Raw genomic sequence first — 21365 nt, 5'->3', positions numbered from 1 at the left:
TATAATTTATAGTATAGCTACTCAGAAAATACAACCAGTTCTATCTAAAGTGCGTATTAACGTTATTAAATCTGGTTTTCATTGTGTTCAATAATTTTAGTAATATTTTTCTGGATCTCAGAAAAAGCAGTAAATATCCCTTGTTTCTCATATAACTCTCTGAAATCATCGTCTTCTACAACTCGATTGAAAAGCATAACAATTCCATGGAGTTCTTCAATAATTAAATTGACGTACCCCTCAACATCCTGTCTTTTTTCTAGTTGGAATTGCATATTTGTAAGTGCAACCAGATGCATAAGCCCATTTTTATACGGACTCTCAATATCTTTTGCTGTTCTTAATATTCCGTTTAATCGTACTAACTCAGGTTTTAAAGCCTGTAGCAAATTATTTAATTTATCCGCATGGGAGGAGTTGTAATGACTGGCATTCATGGATTCATCCCCTTATCCTGTTTATTTTCTTCTTTCTCTTCATTTTTTTGAGCACAACTTGTAACAAGATTCTTAATTGCATTGACAAAATTGCTTAGAGCATTTCCTAATTTTTCCAATAAAGATTCCTTGTGATCACTTTTTGCAGTAAGAGGATCTTTTTCCACTTGGAGAGAAGATGTGGGAGGCGCCATAAATATAGCTTGATCTTGTTCTTTGGCAGGAGCGCTTGCCTCAGAGTCAGTGGATGGAGGCGGTCCTCCTGTACTTTCAAATTTACTTCGCGACGAGGGCGGTTCCTCAAAGCGAGAGGGTGGAGGCGATTCGCTTTTAGGCTGCTCTATCACGGGAGCACTTGCCTCAGAAACAGGAGATTGGGGCGATCCTTCTGTACTTTTAAATTTATCTCGCATCGCGGAATATTCCTCAAAGCGAGAGGTTGTAGTTGATTCGCTTTTAGGCCATTCATCAAAGCGAGAGCGTGGAGGCGATTCGCTTTTAGGCTGCTCTTGGACAGGAGCGCTTGCCGCAGGGCTTGAAATTGTAGGCGATTCGGTTTTAGGCTGTTCTTTGACAGGAGCGCTTGCTGCCGTGCGAGGAGTTGGAGGCGGTCCGCCTGTACTTTCAAGTTTGATTCGCGCCGCAGGCCGTTGCTCAAAGCGAGAGGGTGAAGGCGATTCAATTTTAGGCTGCTCTTTGGCAGGGGAGCTTGCCGCCGTGCGAGGAGATGGAGGTGGTCCTCCTGTACTTTCAAGCTTGCTTCGTACCGCAGGCTGTTGCTCAAAGCGAGAGGGTGAAGGCGATTCGATTTTAGGCTGCTCTTTGACAGGGGAACTTGCCGCCGTGCGAGGAGTGGGGGGCGGTCCCCCTGTACTTTGAAGTTTACTTCGCATCGCAGGCCCCTGATCAAAGCGAGAGGGTGAGGGCGATTCGATTTTAGGCTGCTCATTGACAGCAGCGCTTGCCGCCGTGCGAGGTGACGGCGGCGGCCCTCCTGTACTTTGAAGTTTACCTCGAAACGAGGGCTGTTGATCAGTCCGCAACCCAGCCTTTTCCTCTTTACTTTGCATATTATGCCCCATTGCTATATACAAATTTCAAACATCAGCTTAAGAAATAACAGTACTTATAAATATTAAATGTCAGGAAAGTTATATTTGTTAGTATAGGCGACAATTATTGGTTGCGTTGCAAAATTTGTGACTCCCCACGTCATCCCGAGCGCAGCGAGGGATCTCCCTTCAGAGGCAGAATCTCTAGCATAACGATCGATATATCCCAATAACGGGGGTTGTGAATAGTGAACAGCGACAATCTGGGCAGGATAACAAAACATGCTTTTTGTTCGTAGTCTTTCATGTGGCTATTTGATCATAAACACATAATTTTTCAAGCGCTTTTGACATTAATTTAGTACATGCCGTTTGTTGGAGATCCCTCGCTGCGCTCGGGATGACGGGGGGAGCTACCAAAATTTTTAAATGGATAGAATTTGCCATTTGGAGTTGTAATAAACCGTTACAGGGGTTGTGTATCACAATATATGATGCTATTTTCAGTTTAAGCTATCCTTTTTATTGGGTATATACACAGGTTGTGTAAACAAGTTAAAAGTCCAGGCCGGGAGCGCGGTTGAATAGAAAAAAACTCTACACATCTATTTTATTACTGTCATTGCCTCTGAGCAGTTTTGCGTTGGGTATGGGCGATATGGCGGTAAAATCCTATTTGAACCAACATTTTCAGGCGGAAATTCCGCTGATTGATGTTGACGGTATTCCTTTGTCCGGAATAAAAGCGCATCTTGCCTTACCAGAGGAATATGAACAATTGGGTCTGGTCCTTGGCGATAATGTTTCTTTGTTATCATTTAATGTAACAAAAAATGCGAGCGGCAAGCCGGTAATTGCAATTAACTCATCTGAGCGGATTACAGAGCCGTATCTGGAGGTTGTTGTTGATCTGGCCTGGCCGCAAGGGCAATTATACCGTGCCTATACCATATTACTTGATCCGCCCAATTATCAATTAAGCACACGCCAGTTCAAACCTAACTCCAAATACCTTGCTCCGATGGTGATGCGCGGGCAACCCGGAGTTATTGATAAACCCGTTTATAACCATATTGTGGAACAACAACCCCCGCTAAATACAGCGGCACATAAAGACGTGATATACGGCCCAACCCTTGCCAATGAAAATATCTGGCAGATTGCCCAACGTTACAGTGTTGACGGCGCTTCTTTACAACAGGTAATTTTGGCTATAGTCGGCACTAATTCACAGGCTTTTACTCAGGGTAACCTGAACGGATTAAAAGCAGGTGAACGGCTGCAGATTCCTGCCCGCGAGGAAATTTTAAAAGTACCGGATGATTTGGCCAAGCAGGAGGTTGAAGCTCATGATGCAGCCTGGCAGGCAAAACAGGAGATAAAGCATGTGCTGTTACCGCCTTATATAAATGGCGAAACCGGCGCATCCCAGTTTCCTCAGCCGCAGGTTAACACAACCCCTGCTGAAACCCCCGTTAACAATGCAGTCAGTCATGATAAGTCTGCTCCCGCACAAGGCATGATTTCAACTTTGATGGCTGTGCCGCAATCATTCTTTGGCAGCGAGAGTACAGAATCAGCTGGCTCTCATGAGAAGTTTAAAGCAGAAATTGATATCAATGCCGCAGCAATTGACACCGTTCGCACCGAAAATACCCGGTTAAAAGATAAAATCGGTTCGCTAGAAACCAAAAATAGCGAGTTAGAACAGAAATTAACCCGGCAAACGGCTGAAATGGCGAGGCTGCGGCAACAGATACAGGCAATTGTTAAACAAAGACAAGGTTTAAAAGCACAGGTTAATCAGTTGGCTGATAATACAGATGATTCATCCAGTTTATGGATAAGCATTTTATTTGCCGCCGGTTTGATAGGAGGTTATGGCGTATTGTACTGGTGGTGGCATAAGCTACGAGAAGAACGCGCTCAGATAGCAGCTTCATCCAATTCACCCGAACCTGAGCCAGAAACAATCACGACTGAGCCGCCAAAAGCCGAGCCGCCTACGCTCCCGCCTTTCGTCGAACCCGAGCCTGTACAACAAATGAGTGCTGAGCAACCGGTTATTGGACCAGAAGAAGAACTTGCTGATGAAGCGCAGCCAGGGCAAAACTTGCCTGTGGCGCCAGAGGAAGCGATTGAACCTGAGCAAGAAGATGATAACATAGTAACAGCGCCAGAACAGCCGGTTAACCCTGATGACTACATACTTGATTTTGAGCCCGGGTTGGACAAGGTAATTACTCAACAGGAATCGGCTGATATTGATGTCCCTGTTGCTGAACAGGACGATAACACACTTGATTTTGTTGTACCTGATAAAGCGGAGTTTCCCGCCGAACCCGCCGCGGCAGAACAAGTTGCTGATGATGAGTCGAGTGAAGCAGTCATTGATTTTCAACCTGAACAAAATCAGGATAAACCAGTAAAGAGCAAATCAGCGCTTGATACTTTGCTTGCCCTGGCTAAAACCTATATAGGCATGGATGACCCCGAAGCAGCACGACAATCACTCCAGGAAGTAATTGATTTTGGTGATGAAGCACAACGTTCTGAAGCTGAAAAGCTAATGAAAGAATTGGAACAAAAAAATTAGGATCAACAGATAGAGAGTAGCCTTGATGCAGCGAAGCGTAATCAAGGTTTCACCGCGCGTTTAGTCACTGATGCCTTGCAAGTTCGGAGCGGGTAATCCCTTTCCTTTAAAGGCTTTCTGCAAACACGCATGAAGTCATCCTGACGCTCCCAGATGCCATCCCTGGCATCTGAGGGTTTGCAAAAAGCCTTTAAAGGAAAGGGATTACTGGATAGATTGGTAATTGTTCTCACTCTGATTCTAACGCATGCATAAAATTTAACTCATCTTCCCGCAGGCTTGCCATATCTTGATTTATTCAACAAGCCCCCTGGCGGGGATAATGGCTTTAAAGCTTCACTGTTCAACGCATTTGCAGGTCAGCGGGAGGAGCCGCATCAGCATCAGGCGCGTCAGCGATAGCCTGAGCAGGCAATGCTTTATTATGCTCTTTCATAATAAATATTATCCGTGCGCTCAATGAGCCGGCTCTGTTAGCGGGTTTAACTGCGAGCAAAACGGTAAGCAATTCATCGACTGTGTTAATTTCTTTATTATTCACCCGCCTGAGAACTCTATTCACATCGCTAATATAGTGGCGATTCCAGTGGCCAGATAAAAAGCGCAACGTTGATGAATTATTTTTGGCATAGTCTTTTAATAATGCACAAGCCTTATCTAAGTCAGAACCTGAAGCTGCGTTATAAATTCGGCTGTAATTTTGGGGTAATCGCAGGTACGTTTTTAAAATGTTCAGATAGTTTTTTTGATGACTGTTTAGCCTCTTGATTCTACTATTGATTATATCAATGGCTTCTTTTGCCATTTGCTCGGTAGTGTATTTATGGGTTACAAGGTTATAGAAAGATTCGATGGTAGAGAAGTAGTAACGAGCTGTAAAAATTTTGTATGAAAACAGATTGCCCTGTGAGTTCCTGGCAGTAAATATTTCTGGCGTCAATTTCGGACTTTCTAATAGATAGTTAAATATTTCTCTATCCCTTTCGGTCATAAGTAGCCTGCTTAATGTATCCAATAATACCGTATCAATAATTGTTCCTCGTTCATCACGAACATAAAGCGCGTCCGAGGTGCAATTGCGGCTTTCTAAAGCCAGCTTTATAACGTCGGGTATCGCTCTATTTTTTATCAAATTTATAAGTACCTTATGTTGTAAAAAAAGTTCTTTATTAAAATAGGGGCTGTTAATAATAGAATCCATCATGGGCATTATAAGGCTTTGTCTCCAGGCCCAGCTTTCGCAAAGAAATTTTATTAAGCCTGCCTGCAAAAACTGGACTATTTTCGGCGTTGACATTGCAATTTTTAAAGTATCAGAGCGTTTGTTCTGTACGGCATGATGACAAAATAGTTCATCAACCCGATTATTTTCAATATGGCTGGCTTTAAGCGTTGGGTTGCCAAACAAAAAGGTGCACCGTAAGTCGCAATTTTCAAACTCAATATTGCTTAAATCGACCTGCTTTAAATCAACGCCCCGCAAGTCTCTGCCCCGGATTGTTATCGGCTTGCCGATTTTAAAGTGTGAGAGGTAGCCTTCTGCAAGGCCAAGGCTAAATGCTTCTTCCATCAGCGCTGACTCGCCAATGGCATTGAGCGGGTAGCCATATTTAATCGCAATATTATTTAAAAATTGCTGGCGCAGCGATTCAGGCAACGTGCCAAGCCATTTAATGAAAGAATGCTCTTGGCCCCAGCGTTCGCTTAACTCCTCGACCAGGGTTTGCCAAAAGCAGCAGGGTTCGGTTACTCTTTGACCAATGGCCAGTAATTGCACCGCTTTCGCGCTGAGATTGTTTAATAAAACTGCTGTTTGTTCTGGATTCAACTGATCAAACAAAGGCTTCCAGAGACTGGCGCTCTCGCTTTCCAGCAAAAGGTTTTTTAACCTCTCAGGGATAATGGCTGACTGCAGATAATCCGCTGCTTCGCTGGCTATTGTCTGCACAAAAGCTACAGAGGGCGGGGTTTGCTTCCGGGCGCAATGAGCGGTAATCAATTGATGAACATACTCGCTGACAGCCGCTTTACTATCGCCAAATAATTTATCGCCCAGAGGCATCCCTTGCGCAAACAGGGTAAACAGTAGCGCTGAAAGATGGTTCAATCCGGGCACTAGTAACGTTTCCAGTTCCCCGGCTTCCCCTAAACAGAGTGGATCGCGTAAATAATCTAACAGGGAATCCAATTTCTCAGGCTCGATTTGCTTTTTTTCCGGTTTAGTGTCGCGATACTCTGTTCTCACGGTATCAGCAAACTGGTCATGCACTTGTGTTACCCAGTCCTTTAACGCCTCTGGCACTGTCTCTTCCAGGCGACATCCTCCAGGTAATCCACGCAACGCATAATAGCGTAAATACTCGCGAAACAGGTCAGGCTCTCTTCGTGCCAGCTCTTCAAGCCGGCTTTTGCAGTAGGCGGTGTAATGCTCGCCAATAGATTCTTCGGTGATTGGCAATTCTTGGGCGATACGGACATCACAGTGTATGGCGTCCATACAGCTTACCATCTGGTTACGGGTTCCCATCCAGCATGCCGGATTATCAGGGCCATACTCGTTTTGAGACATTGCCAAATGTTTTGCGAACAGACGCTTGCGTATCAATGTTTCTGATGCCGACATATCAGTACCGTGCACAAAGGCTTCCGGCCGCGTATCATTGACCGCTTGCCAGAGTAGCTCCTGGACTTGCCGGTTCGTTAAATGCACTTTTTGTTTAGAGGGTAATTCATACTCCCGGGTTTCACTCTGTCTCATAATTCGTCTGCAGGCTTTTTGTGCCGCTATAATTTCTTGCTCACTGAGCCCGTCATCCGGCAGTAATTGGTTTAAAAAATCTTCCAGACTTTGGTCAGGCTGTGCAGAGCCGTTATAACGCTGGTAAAGGGAAACGATGCTGTCATCGGTTGCTTTTACAACCACGCTATCATGGGTATTTTGGCGATCGGCTGCAAAACGCTGCCCTGCATTCTCATCGGCTCTTGCCCCGGGTCGGGCCCGATGTTCCTGAATGTACTGATTTTCACGCCATCGAATACGATGATGTATCGTCCTTTCCTGTGGATAGACTGTAGCAACAAAGACCCGTGGCGTTACCCAGTCATACATGAGAGCAGGATTAATTCTGCCGGTGTCAAGCAAACATTCTATAACTGCTCCTGAAATACCTTTACCAGCCGGCGGATTCAGCGCCAACCATAACGCCGAGAGGTGATTAGGTGTAAAATCCTCAAGATCAAGCCCCGGGTTTTGGTTTAATAATTCTTTGAGCGCGCCGGTATCCTGAGCATCTATGGCTTGCTTTACTTGTAAATGAACAGAAGTAGATGGCATGGTTTCGTGTAAAAATTGATTTGTTTGATTAATTATATATCAAAACAGATCTGGTGTATATAATGAAGGTTTATTCAGCTATAAAACCAGATCAACACATTTGCAGTCCAGGAGCCGCATCAGCATCAGGCGCGTCAGCGATAGCCTGAGCAGGCAATGCTTTATTACGCTCATTCATAATAAATATTATCCGTGCGCTCAATGAGCCGGCTCTGTTAGCGGGATTAACTGCAAACAAAGCGGAAAGCAATGCATCAACTGTAGTGATATCACTATTATTAACCTGCTGGAGAATTCTATTCACATCGCTAATATAGTGACGATTCCAGTGGCCGGATAAAAAGCGCAACTTCGATGAGTTATTTTTGGTATAGTCGTTTAATAATGCACAAGCCTTATCTAACTTCGAACCTGAAGTTGCGTTATAAATTCGGCTGTAATTTTGGGGTAATCGCAGGTACGTTTTTACAATGTTTAAATAGTCTTTTTGAGCACTATCTAGTTTAATGTTTCTACTATTGATTGTCTTAATGGCTTCTCTTGCCATTTGCTTGGTAGTGTATTTATGGGTTACAAGAGTATAGAAATATACAATGGCAGGGGAGTAGGCACAAGCTGTATAAATACTGTTTAAAAACAGATTGCCTTGAGAGCTCCGGGCAGTAAATATTTCTGGCGTCAATTTCGGACTTTGTAATAGAGTATCAAGTAATTTAAAATTTCTTTCATAATTAAAGTGGTATGTTTTTCTTATGATTTGCAATAATACCGTATCAACAATTGTTCCTCGTTCATCACGAACACAAAACGCTTCTGAGGTGCAATAGCGGCTTTCTAATACCAGTTTTATATTGTCAGGTATCGCATCATTTTTTACCGAATTTATAAGTACTTTATGTTGTAGAAAAAGTTCTTTATTAAAATAGGGGCTGTTAATAATAGAATCCATCATGGTTATAAAGCCATCTCTCCAAGCCCATGTTTGACAAAGAAATTTTATTAAGCCTGCCTGCAAAAACTGGGCTATTTTCGTCGTTGACATCGCAATTTTTAAAGCATCAGAGCGTTTGTTCTGTACGGCATGCTGACAAAATAGTTCATCAACCCGGTTTTTTTCAATATGGCTGGCTTTAAGCGTTGGGTTGTCAAACAAAAAGGTGCACCGTAAATCGCAATTTTCAAACTCAATATTGCTTAAATCGACCTGCTTTAAATCCACGCCCCGCAAGTCCCTGTCGCGGATTGTTATCGGCTTGCCGATTTTAAAGTGTGAGAGGTAGCCTTCTGCAAGGCCAAGGCTAAATGCTTCTTCCATCAGCGCTGATTCGCCAATGGCATTGAGCGGGTAGCCATATTTACTCGCAATATTATTTAAAAATTGCTGGCGCAGCGATTCAGGCAACGTGCCAAGCCATTTAATTAAAGAATGTTTTTTGCCCCAGCGTTCGCTTAACTCCTCGACCAGGGTCTGCCAAAAGTAGCAGGGTTCAGTTACTCTTTTACCAATTTCCAGTAATTGCACCGCTTTGGCTTTGAGATTGTTTAATAAAACTGCTGTTTGTTCGGGATTAAACTGATCAAACAAAGGCTTCCAGAGGCTGGCGCTCTCGCTTTCCAGCAAAACATTTTTTAACCTCTCTGAGTTAATTGCCGACTGCAGATAATCCGCTACTTCGCTGACTATTGCCTGGACAAAAGCTACAGATGGCGGGGTTTGCTCCCGGGCGCAATGAGTTGTTATCAATTGATGAACATGCTCGCTGACAGTTGCTTTAGTATCGCCAAATAACTTCTCGCCCAGAGGCATCCCTTGCGCAAACAGGGTAAACAGTAGCGCTGAAAGGCGATTCAATCCGGGCACTAATAACGTTTCCAGTTCCCCGGCTTCCCCTAAACAGAGTGGATCGCGTAAATTCGCTAACAAGGAATCTAATTGCTCAGGCTTGATTTCCTTTTTTTCCGGTTTAGTGTCGCGATACTCTTTTTTCACGGCATCAGCAAACTGGTCATGCACTTTTGTTACCCAGTCCTGTAAAGCTTTTGGAGCCTCTTCATCCGAACGGCATCCGCCAGGTAATCCACGAAGCGCATAATAGTGCAAATATTCGCGAAACAGGTCAGGCGCTTTTCGTGCCAGCTCTTCAAGCCGGCTTTTGCAGTAGGCGGTGTATTGCTCGCCAATAGACTCTTCGGTGATTGGCAATTCTTGGGCGATACGGACATCACAGTGTATGGCGTCCATACAGCTTACCATCTGGTTACGGGTTCCCATCCAGCATGCCGGATTATCAGGGCCATACTCGTTTTGAGACATCGCCAAATGTTTTGCGAACAGACGCTTGCGTACCAATGTTTCTGATGCTGACATATCAGTACCGTACACAAACGATTCCGGCCGAGTGTCATTGACCGCTTGCCAGAGTAGCTCCTGGACTTGCCGGTTCGTTAAATGCACTTTTTGTTCAGAGGGTAATTCATACTCCCGGGTTTCACTCTGTCTCATAATTCGTCTGCAGGCTTTTCGTGCCGCTATAATTTCTTGTTCACTGAGTCCGTCATCCGGCCGTAATTGGTTTAAAAAATCTTCCAGATTTTGGTCAGGCTGTGCAGAGCCGTTATAACGCTGGTAAAGGGAAACGATGCTGTCATCGGTTGCTTTTACAACCACGCTATCATGGGTATTTTGGCTATCGGCCGCAAAACGCTGCCCTGCATTCTCATCGGCTCTTTCCCCGGGCCGGGCCCGATGTTCCCGTACATACCGATTTTCAAGCCTTTCAATACGATTATGTATTGACTTTTCCTGTGGATAGACTGTAGCAACAAAATTCCGCGGCGTTACCCGGTCATACATGAGAGCAGGATTAATTCTCCCGGTGTCAAGCAAACATTTAATAACCGCTCCTGAAACTCCTTTACCAGCCGGCGGATTCAGCGCCAACCATAACGCCGATAGATGGTTAGGTGTAAAATCATCAAGATCAAGTCCCGGGTTTTGGTTTAATAATTCTTTGAGCGCGCCGGCATCCTGAGCATCTATGGCTTGCTTTACTTGTAAATGAACAGAAGTAGATGGCATGGTTTCGTGTAATAATTGATTTGTATGTTCAATTATATATCATAACCGTTCTGGTGTATATAATGAAGCGTAGATTCACTGCCATTAAGTTAAGAAAATATGTCATCCCCGCGAAGGCGGGGATCCATCTCTCAAACAAGTAAGGAGCCAACTTGAGAAATGGATTCCCGCCTGCGCGGGAATGACAGCATCCTTAGCTTAATGGCAAGTCAGCTATCAAACAAGGTAAAGAGCCAACTTGAGAATAGATATCCGTTTTAGACGGAATGACAAAATTTTTTTGTTATTATGACTTTTCGGCTCCATTACCGGACAATTTAATCAATAACAGCTTAATCTCCACGATCCGCTCTTCATGGCTGATGCCATCAAGCAAGAACTTTAAGCGAGTAGGGCCGTCAAGCTGATAACGTTTGGCATGGACTTGAATCAGACTGATAATAACTGCCGGATCAAGCTGAGGCGTTTCATTAAACTCGATCTTGCCTTGCTGACCTGCCGCACTGATTTTACCTATGCCCAATTCGCTGGCGAGAAGCTTTAATTCAGTCACCATGAGTAGATATTTCGCTGGTGGCGGTAAAAGTCCAAAGCGATCAACCATTTCTGCCTGTAAGTCGTTTAATTGTTCTTTGCTTTTAGCATTGGCAATTCGTTTATACATGATTAACCGGGTATGGATATCGCCTATGTAATCGGATGGTAAAATAGCGCTGATGCGTAAATCAATTTCCGGTCCCTGATGAATAGGCGCAGCCAGTTCAGGAGTTTTTCCTGCTTTCAGATCACTAACAGCCTTATCAAGCATTTCCATAAACAGGCTAAAGCCTATTGCATGCATATTACCGCTTTGCTCTTCACCAAGAAGTTCGCCGGCGCCGCGGATTTCCATATCATGGGTTGCAAGCGTGAAACCTGCGCCCAGATCTTCCAATGAGACAATGGCTTCAAGCCTTTTCACCGCATCTGCCGTTAACAGCTTGGCGTCCGGGGTCAGCAGGTAGGCGTAAGCCTGATGATGGGAGCGGCCAACCCGGCCGCGTAATTGATGAAGTTGGGCAAGGCCGAATTTATCGGCCCGGTCAATGATAATCGTGTTTGCCGTTGGAATATCAATTCCGGTTTCAATGATAGTTGTACAGACCAGCACGTTAAAACGATGGTGGTAAAAATCAGACATAATCCGTTCAAGCTCGCGTTCGCGCATCTGGCCATGGGCGCTTCTGATTTTGGCTTCCGGGACCAGCGTTTGTAAATCCTGGCAAATACGCTCAATTGTCTGGACATTGTTATGAAGAAAGTAGACTTGGCCGCCGCGCAAAATTTCCCTTAATAATGCTTCCCGGACAATGCGATCGTTTTTTTCCTGCCAGAAAGTTTTGATTGCCAGACGCTTGGCAGGCGGGGTTGCAATAAGTGAAATATCCCGGATGCCCGCTAACGACATATTTAATGTACGGGGAATAGGGGTAGCTGTCATCGATAAAATATCAACATTGTTCCGCATTGCTTTGATATGTTCTTTTTGCTTGACGCCAAAACGATGTTCTTCATCGATAATCAATAAACCAAGATTTTTAAATTGAATGTCTTTTGAAAAAAGTTTGTGGGTTCCGATAACAATATCAACGCGGCCAGTAGCCAGGCCATCAATAACCTGAGCTGCTTCTTTTCCACTGCGAAAACGCGATAGCAATTCAATATTAATTGGGAAATCAGCAAAGCGATCGCGGAAATTTTCATAGTGTTGACCGGCAAGCAGCGTTGTCGGAACCAGTACGCAGACCTGTTTACCGTTTTGAACCGCCAGAAACGCAGCACGCATAGCGACTTCTGTTTTACCGAATCCCACGTCGCCACAGATTAAGCGATCCATGGGGCGGGGCGATTTCATGTCATTAATGATTTGCTCAACCGCGTTTAACTGATCGGCAGTTTCTGTAAACGGAAATCCGCTGGCAAAGCGTTGATATTCCTGCTGATTATATTCATACACAAAGCCCGGTTTAGCTTCGCGTTTGGCATATATTTCCAATAATTCAATCGCGACATCGTGAATTTTTTCAGCAGCTTTTTTCTTTTCTTTTTGCCATAGGTCGGTGCCGAGCTTATGTAAAGGAGCATGTTCGCTGTCCAATCCGGTATAACGGCTGATGCAATGCAATGAAGTCACCGGCACATAGATGCGATCGCCGCCTGCATAAGACAGAATAAGAAACTCATTGGTAATGCCATTTGATTCAAGCGTTGTTAATCCTTGATAGCGGCCGACTCCAAATTGCAGATGAACAACCGGTGCCTGCAACTGTAGTTCGGCAAGATCGCGAATAATTAAATCCGGATCGACCGTTTTCTGGCTGGCACGGCGTTGGGGAACGGCCTGTTCTCCAAAGAGCTGCGCTTCAACAATGATAGCAATGCGGCTATCAATCAGCTCAGCCCCTTCAATTAAAGGCCCGGTAGTGATATTAATCGGTTCGTTGCTGGCGAGAAAAGCCGGCCAGTCCGGCTGCACTGCGGCGCGAATACCGGATTGCTTCATCAAATCAAGCAAAACTTCCCGTCTTCCCGCACTTTCTGCGACCAGAAGATAACGCTGACCGGGTTGAGCCAGATAATCCGCCAGTTTCTTCAGCGGCTGCTCCGCCTGGCGTGCAACCGGCAGCGAAGGCGCGGGGCTGGTTTTAAAATTACAAACCACGCCTTTTTTTTCTACAGGTTGGTGAAAGCAGCGTATTTGCAGGTATTGATTCGCATGCGTGAGAATTTCTGTCGGAGTGAGAAAACAGATTTCAGGTTTAAGGATAGGCCTTGTAATATCATAACAACGCTGCTCGTAGCGGGTTGTTAATTCCTGCCAATAGTGTTCTGCCTGTTCCGGGAATGGGCCAATGGTAAAGACGGTTGCATCGGCAGGCAAATAATCAAAAATTGTTGCTGCCTGATCAAAAAACAGCGGCAGATAATATTCAATACCTGACGGCAGTTTGCCTTCGCTAACGGTTTCATAAATTGGCGATTGGCTTGGGTTCCCGGAAAATTGCTCCCGGAAATGGCGCCTGAATGCGGTTATACTGGCTTCGTTTAAGGGAAATTCACGGGCAGGCAGTACTTCGATATTGGGGATTTTACTAATAGTTCGCTGCGTTTCGACATCAAATTGCCGCAAGCTTTCAACCGTATCATCAAATAACTCAATGCGAAATGGAACCGGGCTCCCCATGGGATAAACGTCAATAATGGAACCGCGAACAGCAAACTCGCCATGTTCAAGGACTTTATTAACTGCATAGTACCCTGCATGCTGCAGGCGGTTTCTGAAATGCTCAATGTCAAATGTCTGGCCTTCCTGGAGGACAAAGGCATGGTGTTGTAGAAACTGTGGCGGGCACAGCCTGTGCATCAGGGTAGTGACAGAGCTTAAAACAATGGCATTTGTCGTTTGCTGCAAACGGGTCAATGTGGTCAAGCGTTCTGAAATGATATCCTGATGGGGCGAAAATTGATCATAAGGTAAGGTTTCCCAGTCAGGAAAAAGCAGAATTTGCTGGTTGTTATTATCGGCCAGGAAAAAACGCAGCTCATCATAAAGCTGGGCCGCGACCTGGTTATCTGGCGCAATTAACAGTTTGATACCAGTATGCTGACGGCAATATTCAGCCAGTGCAAGTGAAAGGCTGCAGCCTGACAATTGTCCCCAGGCTTGTTTCTTGTCGGATTCAGGAAAGTTAAACAGCGTTGATGGCATAATTACAGACTAAGGCAAAAAATTTGATCGAATTATATACCTAAAACCCCAAAGCGTCATCCGATCTCCGGCTGGGTTCTTATTGGTCAACAAAAAAGGTGGGTAGAAATGTGGGTCAAACGACCCATGGCCGTAAAGCTAAGAATTAAATTTCTACATTTCACAATATCGTTCGGGCTGAGGAAGCGCTTTAGCGCTGTCTCGAAGCCTGTGGCACAGTGCCAAGCCTTCGAGACAAATGCTCCGCATTTTCCTCAGGCCGAACGAATATGGGCTGTAAAACCCGTTTGACCCAACATTATTTAAGGTAAAGGTTTAGTTGATGCAACGGTTTGCTGTTGCTGAAACGCCTCTAAATCATCTATGACTTTGGCAATAGTGGTTGAGTCGTTACTTTTAAGCTGGCGTATAATACGATAGAGCTCATTAGTTTTCGCGTCACGGCCACGAAATACTGCATGGAAGAATTGAAAATGGGCGCTGTATTTTTCTGCAGCCAAAGCGCTGATTAACTGAAAGCGAGAGCTCTCTTCCTTATTCAACAATATTTGAATTTGTTTCACGCCAGCGGGTTTAGCGCCGACCCGGGTGTGTTCGCGCCAGTACTTGTTGTTGCTGCAAATTCTGGTTAGTAAATCAATTAGCTTATCCTGTTGTGAAAAGGATGTTGATACCGGTTCGGAAGGTGGAGACGCGACTTGATTTTCAACGCTTTTACCCAGGATTTCTTCCGCTTTAATTTTACCTTTAACTATATTTTTTGCCAGCCGTGTTAAATGACGAAAAGTCGGTGCAGGTTGTTTGTTATGTTTGCGTGCATAAGCCGCCTGTTGTTCAAACACATTCACCATGTCATGCGCCAGACCATCAGGGACTCCTTTTTCTTTAATGATAGCGAGCATTTCTTCGCGCGGATGCGGCAGGAGGTCAGCACTCATTATCCGCCGTGCGAGTGCCGTTACGGTCGCTTTTCTGCCAGCCAGCGTAATCGGATTTTGCGTGCCAATCATGAGACCGCCTGCCTGTTCCAGTTTTTTACCGTTAGGTAATCTGCCTGTCAGCAAATCATTCCTCAGACGTTCCATCATCGGGGCGCTGTTGATTTCATCAGGAATGACCACTGCTCCAGTCTGATACGCCCGCAAAAACAATTTTTCCATCTCGACGGGCGACATACTTACCGGCATACGGTAAAACGCTTTTTCAGGCACAACCGTATCCGTGATGTGCGCTTCTTTAAAACCATGGGTAAGTAAACGATTAATAACCAGTTCAGTTTTACCAACTCCCGGCATACCCTCGATAATAATCCCCCCCAAGCCGCCAAACTTTTGCTCACGATTAGTTCCACGCCGGCGAAAATCGTACAAATTGAGCAAGTCATCCAGTTGCTGGCAGAGCGGCTGGCGAGATGACGTAATAATAAATTTGGTTTTTATCTCGGGATTAGTCTCTGCTGGCGCGTGGACAAAGGGTATTTCAGGTTTAAACTTGGCCTCAAACTCGTTTTTCTTATGCGCTGGGGTACAGGCAAGCCCTATTTGATATGCATAATGCTGTGCTGCAACGACAGGGTCGCTATCGGGGTGTTTGGTATGATAGCTGGCAGTTAACAGCGCCATCATTTGTAATTCGCGCGGCGAAATCAGTATTTCAGTAGTAGAGCACTCAACCAGAAAGCGATAGACTGCCAAAATATCATGGGCAATTGCTTCGGCTTTTTCGGCGCAGGAGGTATTGGCGAAAACAGGTTTTAAGCTATCTTCATAAATGGCTTCCGGAGGCAAGGGATCAAAGACAATCGCGTTGCCATGACGCTCAAAAAGCTCAGGCATGATGCGTTCGCCGCCATAACTAAGCGGATTGCCGGCAAAAATCACTTTGTGCTTGTCTGTTAATGGATGCAGTACGCCATCAATCAGGATAGTCGGCGGATTATTAAATAAGCCTTCAAATGCAGACCAGTGATTGCTGCCAATATTAGCCTCATCAATAAACAGGACTTTAACTTTGTCGGATTGGTCGTTAGCCCATGCAAGCAGGCTGTTTTCACCATAGTGAACTTTTACGCCAGAAGGTTTTAAAACTTTTTTGATAAAGGTAGTTTTTCCAACCGCTGTCAAGCCGGTTAAGAGGGCGTAGGGTGAAGAGGACAGAACCTGATTAACAGCTTTAAGTCGGTTTGCATTGAACTCGGCGGTAACTGCAGCGCTGTTAGTTAAATCGAAATCCGGTAATTTGGTATAAACGGGGAGATCCATCATGCCTTGCCAGGCCTTATCACTGTTTTGTTCACGATGGATGCGTAAATAGTTTAGCCGTGCCTTTAACCTGCAAAGCCCTTCCTTGTCATAATAGTCCGAATCTAACAGCGCAATTTCATTATCTAACTGCGCAATTTCATTATCAGTATATTCTTTCTGCAGTACAGCCAGTTTATCATCTGCTGTTATGGTCTGACTTGTTACAGGTAAATAGTTAAAATAGTTTGCCTTATCAGTCACCAGGGTTATTTGATCAGTACCGGCATTGAGTAGCCAGGGAGCCAGGGCATCAGCCAATTCTTCACTGAAACGGCCTTTTAGAATGACCTTCTTGTTCGCTGCCAACGCCTGAGGCAATGCACGTAATTCCTTCCTGAATTGAAAAGTCAGCTTTTCTTTATCCGGCAGGTTAACAATATGCTCAATTAACTCATGCGGCGCACACTCGGAAATATCAATGACAACGGTATCCGAATCAGCGCTGAGAAGGTTTGCGACACTGGTATCGATGTCACTGCTTTCAATGACCTTGATGCGGTCTGCATTCGCCTCATAAAGCGGCGGATTCATGGCTGGCGCATTAAGTTCGGGCGGTAAAATTACCCCCGGTGCGCAATGGACAACCAGCTCTACCTTATGCTTCCGGCATTCTGTTAACAGCATTGCCCAATGTTGTTCACTGAGCGTGCGAGTCAGGTTTACTGCAATCGTTTTATTTGCTGAGGCTTCTATAATACCCGAAATAGTGTGCAGTGTTAGCTGCGCGTTATCACAGTCGTATTGTTGTAAAAAGTTATGAAAGCTGCCGGGATTTAACGGTATGGCATTGTTACTTAAACCCTCACGCCACTGCACATGATTTATCAACGGCGCCCAGTCATATCCTTCTGTGGCAATTATTGAGAAATTAGCCGGTAATTTTATCGCCTGATTGCCATGCCTGATTTCGCCAAGGACTTTTGCCTGTTGCCAGAAATTGACAAATTCCGGATCATCCCAGGGACCATTTTCGATAATGATCGGCTTACCGGATTGAATGGCCTCGGCAAGACTGCCGGGGCGGTAAATCAAATCCTGCCCTTTAATTATCCAGTTTCCAAGCAAGCGCTCCTTCCAGTCTGGCGCACCAAATAACTGAATGGATTTATTGTAGTCTGGGTTCTCATGCGATATGTGTAATGCAGGGTAAGCAGTTTTAAATCGTTCGGACGACACAGTACATTTGATACGCTGCTCAAAACGGGAATAAAAATCGTCTCCCTCATAACAATCAGGGTTATTGCTATTCTGCAATCCGATTACCAGAGCGCCTTTGGGCAGGGGAGTGCCATCGGCATAGCGCTTGTCATCGAGCAGACTATTAAAGCGCACTAAATCATCGGCAGCAAAATTATCATAATTAACAATTAATACTGGCGGATTGGCGGCATCCTGATTGGCTTGTAAGAAATCAAACAAAGGTCCGCCAGGGCCTTTAGTCACAACGCCTTTATCACCTAGTTGTTTGACAAAAGGAGCCGAACACGCCAAATCCTCTGGCGAATTGACATAATAAACCGGACGCGAGCGTGCACTACACTGGGCCTGTAATGCCAATCCCAGCGTAGAGACTTGTTCGCTTGAATCGCAACGTACCAGTCGTTTTTTATATTCATTGGTTAATAAGGTCTGGCAAAATGGAACTGGCTCAGTGAGTGGTATCGTCTCCGTTTCCCATGTCTTGAAGTAACGTTCTAACCATTGCCTGGCCTGACTGCCGGTTTTGGCAGTTGAAGGCGCCGATTCTGGAGAATCATTCGCTGCTTGTATCGGATTATCGGGCGTTGATTGTCGAGCAGGCGGGGGCTTATGTTTAAGGTTGTCCTGAATCTCCAGTTTAGCGGGATAACCGCCTAAATCATGCGCTACCCAGTGCCCATTATGGAGGGTTTCCACGTAGGTATGGCAATCATTATCTACAATTCGTGTTTGAATTTCCGGATATTGCTTGTTTAGCAGATGGCAAAAGGCAAGCGCGCGATGACGGCAAGCGCCCGCTGTCTGTTGCTCAATGGCATCGAGATATTGCTTGCCTGTTAGCGAATGGGAGGGCAGCTTTAGTTCTTTTTCATGATACTTTCTGATTTTTTTCGCCAGTGTTTTTACTGCATTAGGCACTGCAATGTTAGTGTTGGGAACTTCTATCAGAAAATCAAGTACAGTCTCGACTGGTTTTCCTTTGGTACGAATATAATATAAATTGTCTCGTTGCGAATAGGCTATTTCTACAGGCCCGGGATCGACATGATAATGAGTCATGACTTCATTAGCTGACCGGGAACCAATAGCCTGCCATTCATGAGTTAGGTTTAAGACTTGTTTGCCGTAAAAACGCTGGCCGTATTTAACTTTAGGAAGCGATTTACCGAAGAAAAAAACATCTTCCTGACAGGCAGCCATTGGCCGTTCAATAAGGTCAAGGCCACCCCTGTTAAATAAATTGAAAGCATCTTTAACTACGCAGGGATCGGGGTTTAAACTATAGGCATTAAATACAGCTCTGCGATCGTGATTCACCGAAGGCGCTGGACTGCCATCAAGGGTATGAAAAATACGTTCTACTTTAAATGTTTTATTCGGATCGGGTTTGGTATCTGCATCGAGCTTGTGCTGGTTGTTTTCGAGTATTGGCGATGTTTCTGAGGAAGAATATACCTTCGGCATCCAATCTTTAAATTTATTTACTAAATAGTCAATGTTGTCGTAACTATATCCTTGCTTCTCAATCTTTGCACTCAGTTCGGCAGAGATACCAGGGCATGACATAATCTCAATTTTATATAATTTGGGCGCTTTAGCCAGAATAGTTAATAAGGCTTCGTCATTGATATCACAGCCGTGGAGGGTGAGCTCTTCCAGGTTACCAAGATCGAGATTGTTTAACATTTCCGAGGCTAGAGCGACCTTGTTGAGGTCAAGTCTTTTGAGACGTGTTGTGCCAATCAGGATATTTTGCAGATTTTGTATGGAAAGATTGGTTTCGCTAATTGTTAACTGCTCTAATTTTTGCAGGTTTAAAGAGTTAAAATTTAAATCTGGCGCCTCTATTTTTTCTAAGCTAAGTACACACAAATTAGAAGCCTGGCTCAATATCTTTCTTAAGAGATCGGGTGCAATAGGAGTATTTGTAATCTGGAGTTCTTCAAGCTTATTTAAAGAAAAATCGGTAAGCTCTGCCTCTGCCAAACCTCGGCATCTGGAGATATCCAGACGCTTAATATTGGGAGCGGCGCGTAAAAGAAGCTGTAAACTCATTGCAGGAATAAGGCAGTCCTTAAATGATAAACGGTTGATCGCGGGCCGTTCAGTCAGTGATTCTATTAATGGAATATTCGTGGATAGCCATTTATAAGCCTGAATATCCGGTAAAAAAAACTCTCCTTCAGCTGTAGTTAGTATTCCAGTTGTAGCCAGTACGTTCGGGCCTCTAAGTAAAGGTACTAAATTCAAATTATTGGCGCTGAGATTGGCTTGTGTGAAAGCAGTTGCTTCCAATATTTCTTGTTCGCTCTTAAGCTGCGCGCAATGCAGGAGATTAATCTTTTTAAGCTTTGGGCAGTCTGTCAGGAATGTCTGAATTTGAGCCCGATTGATGACGCTACTTTGAAAATTTAATTCTTCCATATTAGGTAATGAAAGAATGGTATTTCCATTGGTTTTAACCTCGCAATCAGGAGCCTTGAATTTTTTAAGGCTCTGAGCGTTAGGCGCAACCAGATTATCAATAAAATTATCGTTTATTGTACCGCCGTTTTTGAATATAATGTTTTCAAGGCATGGAAGAATAGTGCGTTCTGTTAAATTAAAATCATCTATCTGTATATTGAAAATGAGTGTCTTTAGTTTTGGGGTTTTTAGTAGAAGCTGAGTCAGGTCTGGCATTGCCTCACTGTCCAAAAGCGACAGCTTTAGCTGTTCAATATCAGCAAGCTGTTCAAGGGTAAATGTCGAGCCATGGTATACAAGAGTCCCTGTTTGCAAGAGGATTATTAAGCTAGTCTGGTTAAGCTCAAGGCTTTTAATTTGCGTCAGGCATTCTGCCTGGGGAAGTAATCCATTTAGTTGCTTGATTAGGTCATTTGCATTATCGCTAAACTGACTATGGATTATTGTGGTAACAGGAGGGATGCTTGCAGGTAATACTGCCGCCAGGTTTTTACTTAAATCAGTTTTAAATCTGCTATATTCCTTGGGGGGGTTATGGTTCAGAACATCCTGAACGTCAAGATTATGCTTCGCGGGATCATCCTGTTCTTCAAGCAAGTAATCAAGCCAATAATCATTAATAATATGAACCTGATCGTGACCAAGCTTATAATCGGCCGCTGTTTTTTTTATAATGTCTTTATTCTGATCAGGTGTAATATTTTTCCTGATGCGCTTGTCATCCAGCAGGTCTATGTTATCCGTGGTTATTTTTAACAGATGGGATCCTTGCCAGATATAGATGGGAAATTGTTTTTCCAGTAGTATTTTAACCAGGTGCTTGGTTTTTTCTATTTTATCTTCAGACCAACTCCCAGCGCGCCAGTCAGCTAATACCAGAGCCTTCGGTTTTAATTTGGTCGCCGGCGAATTAGTACGCCAGTAACTCAGCCCTCTCAGCAAGCGGTCAATGTCGATGCTTCCTTTTGGTGTGGCACTGTATTTTAATTTGCTGGTTTTTTCTTTTAAATATAAGCGTGTCAGGTCAGTCATTTGATTGGATTAAATAATTATCACTTTGTATATTATATACCAATTACGCCATCATCAGATAAGCTTTGTTAAATAAATCAATATTTGGCAAAGCCTGCGAGAAGAATCAGATTAAGAA

Annotated in this window: 7 protein-coding genes; 1 reads left to right on the top strand and 6 read right to left on the bottom strand. The window is 44.4% G+C overall.

The features are described from left to right. Nucleotides 1-65 precede the first annotated feature (65 nt). Nucleotides 66-437 (bottom strand): hypothetical protein, encoded by a 372-nt coding sequence (locus ACFORL_RS09780; RefSeq protein WP_382343503.1) that lies wholly within the window; start codon nucleotides 435-437, stop codon nucleotides 66-68. Continuing rightward, the gene (locus ACFORL_RS09775) at nucleotides 434-1507 is read right to left on the bottom strand and encodes a hypothetical protein (RefSeq protein WP_382343501.1); all 1074 of its coding nucleotides are present in this window, start codon (nucleotides 1505-1507) and stop codon (nucleotides 434-436) included. Before ACFORL_RS09775 ends, ACFORL_RS09780 begins: the two co-directional genes overlap by 4 nt. A 562-nt stretch (nucleotides 1508-2069) precedes the next feature. Between ACFORL_RS09775 and ACFORL_RS09770 the strand changes: the two genes are divergently transcribed. Next, nucleotides 2070-4085 (top strand): FimV/HubP family polar landmark protein, encoded by a 2016-nt coding sequence (locus ACFORL_RS09770; RefSeq protein WP_382343499.1) that lies wholly within the window; start codon nucleotides 2070-2072, stop codon nucleotides 4083-4085. 343 nt (nucleotides 4086-4428) lie between these two features. Here the strand turns inward: ACFORL_RS09770 and ACFORL_RS09765 are convergent, their stop codons facing one another. From ACFORL_RS09765 to ACFORL_RS09750, 4 genes are all read right to left on the bottom strand, one after another. After that, a complete protein-coding gene (locus ACFORL_RS09765; protein ID WP_382343497.1) occupies nucleotides 4429-7419 on the bottom strand; it encodes a DUF5617 domain-containing protein in 2991 nt (996 codons plus the stop codon). A 91-nt stretch (nucleotides 7420-7510) separates the two neighbouring features. Continuing rightward, the gene (locus ACFORL_RS09760) at nucleotides 7511-10498 is read right to left on the bottom strand and encodes a DUF5617 domain-containing protein (protein ID WP_382343495.1); all 2988 of its coding nucleotides are present in this window, start codon (nucleotides 10496-10498) and stop codon (nucleotides 7511-7513) included. A gap of 286 nt (nucleotides 10499-10784) precedes the next feature. Further along, a complete protein-coding gene (mfd, locus tag ACFORL_RS09755) occupies nucleotides 10785-14246 on the bottom strand; it encodes a transcription-repair coupling factor (RefSeq protein WP_382343493.1) in 3462 nt (1153 codons plus the stop codon). 302 nt (nucleotides 14247-14548) lie between these two features. Further along, nucleotides 14549-21247, bottom strand: a complete 6699-nt coding sequence (locus tag ACFORL_RS09750) for a hypothetical protein (RefSeq protein WP_382343491.1) — start codon at nucleotides 21245-21247, stop codon at nucleotides 14549-14551. Between the last annotated feature and the right edge of the window lie 118 nt (nucleotides 21248-21365).

The sequence above is a fragment of the Legionella dresdenensis genome (assembly GCF_042649825.1).
In the GTDB taxonomy this organism is placed as follows: Bacteria; Pseudomonadota; Gammaproteobacteria; order Legionellales; family Legionellaceae; genus Legionella_C; species Legionella_C dresdenensis.
This window is presented reverse-complemented; position numbering and strand designations above follow the sequence as displayed.

What these genes read in the sequence shown, in the direction of transcription:
- ACFORL_RS09780 (WP_382343503.1), bottom strand. Translation starts at nt 437, where the DNA reads ATGAATGCCAGTCATTACAACTCCTCCCATGCGGATAAATTAAATAAT.
- ACFORL_RS09775 (WP_382343501.1), bottom strand. Translation starts at nt 1,507, where the DNA reads ATGCAAAGTAAAGAGGAAAAGGCTGGGTTGCGGACTGATCAACAGCCC.
- mfd (WP_382343493.1), bottom strand. Translation starts at nt 14,246, where the DNA reads ATGCCATCAACGCTGTTTAACTTTCCTGAATCCGACAAGAAACAAGCC.
- ACFORL_RS09765 (WP_382343497.1), bottom strand. Translation starts at nt 7,419, where the DNA reads ATGCCATCTACTTCTGTTCATTTACAAGTAAAGCAAGCCATAGATGCT.
- ACFORL_RS09750 (WP_382343491.1), bottom strand. Translation starts at nt 21,247, where the DNA reads ATGACTGACCTGACACGCTTATATTTAAAAGAAAAAACCAGCAAATTA.
- ACFORL_RS09760 (WP_382343495.1), bottom strand. Translation starts at nt 10,498, where the DNA reads ATGCCATCTACTTCTGTTCATTTACAAGTAAAGCAAGCCATAGATGCT.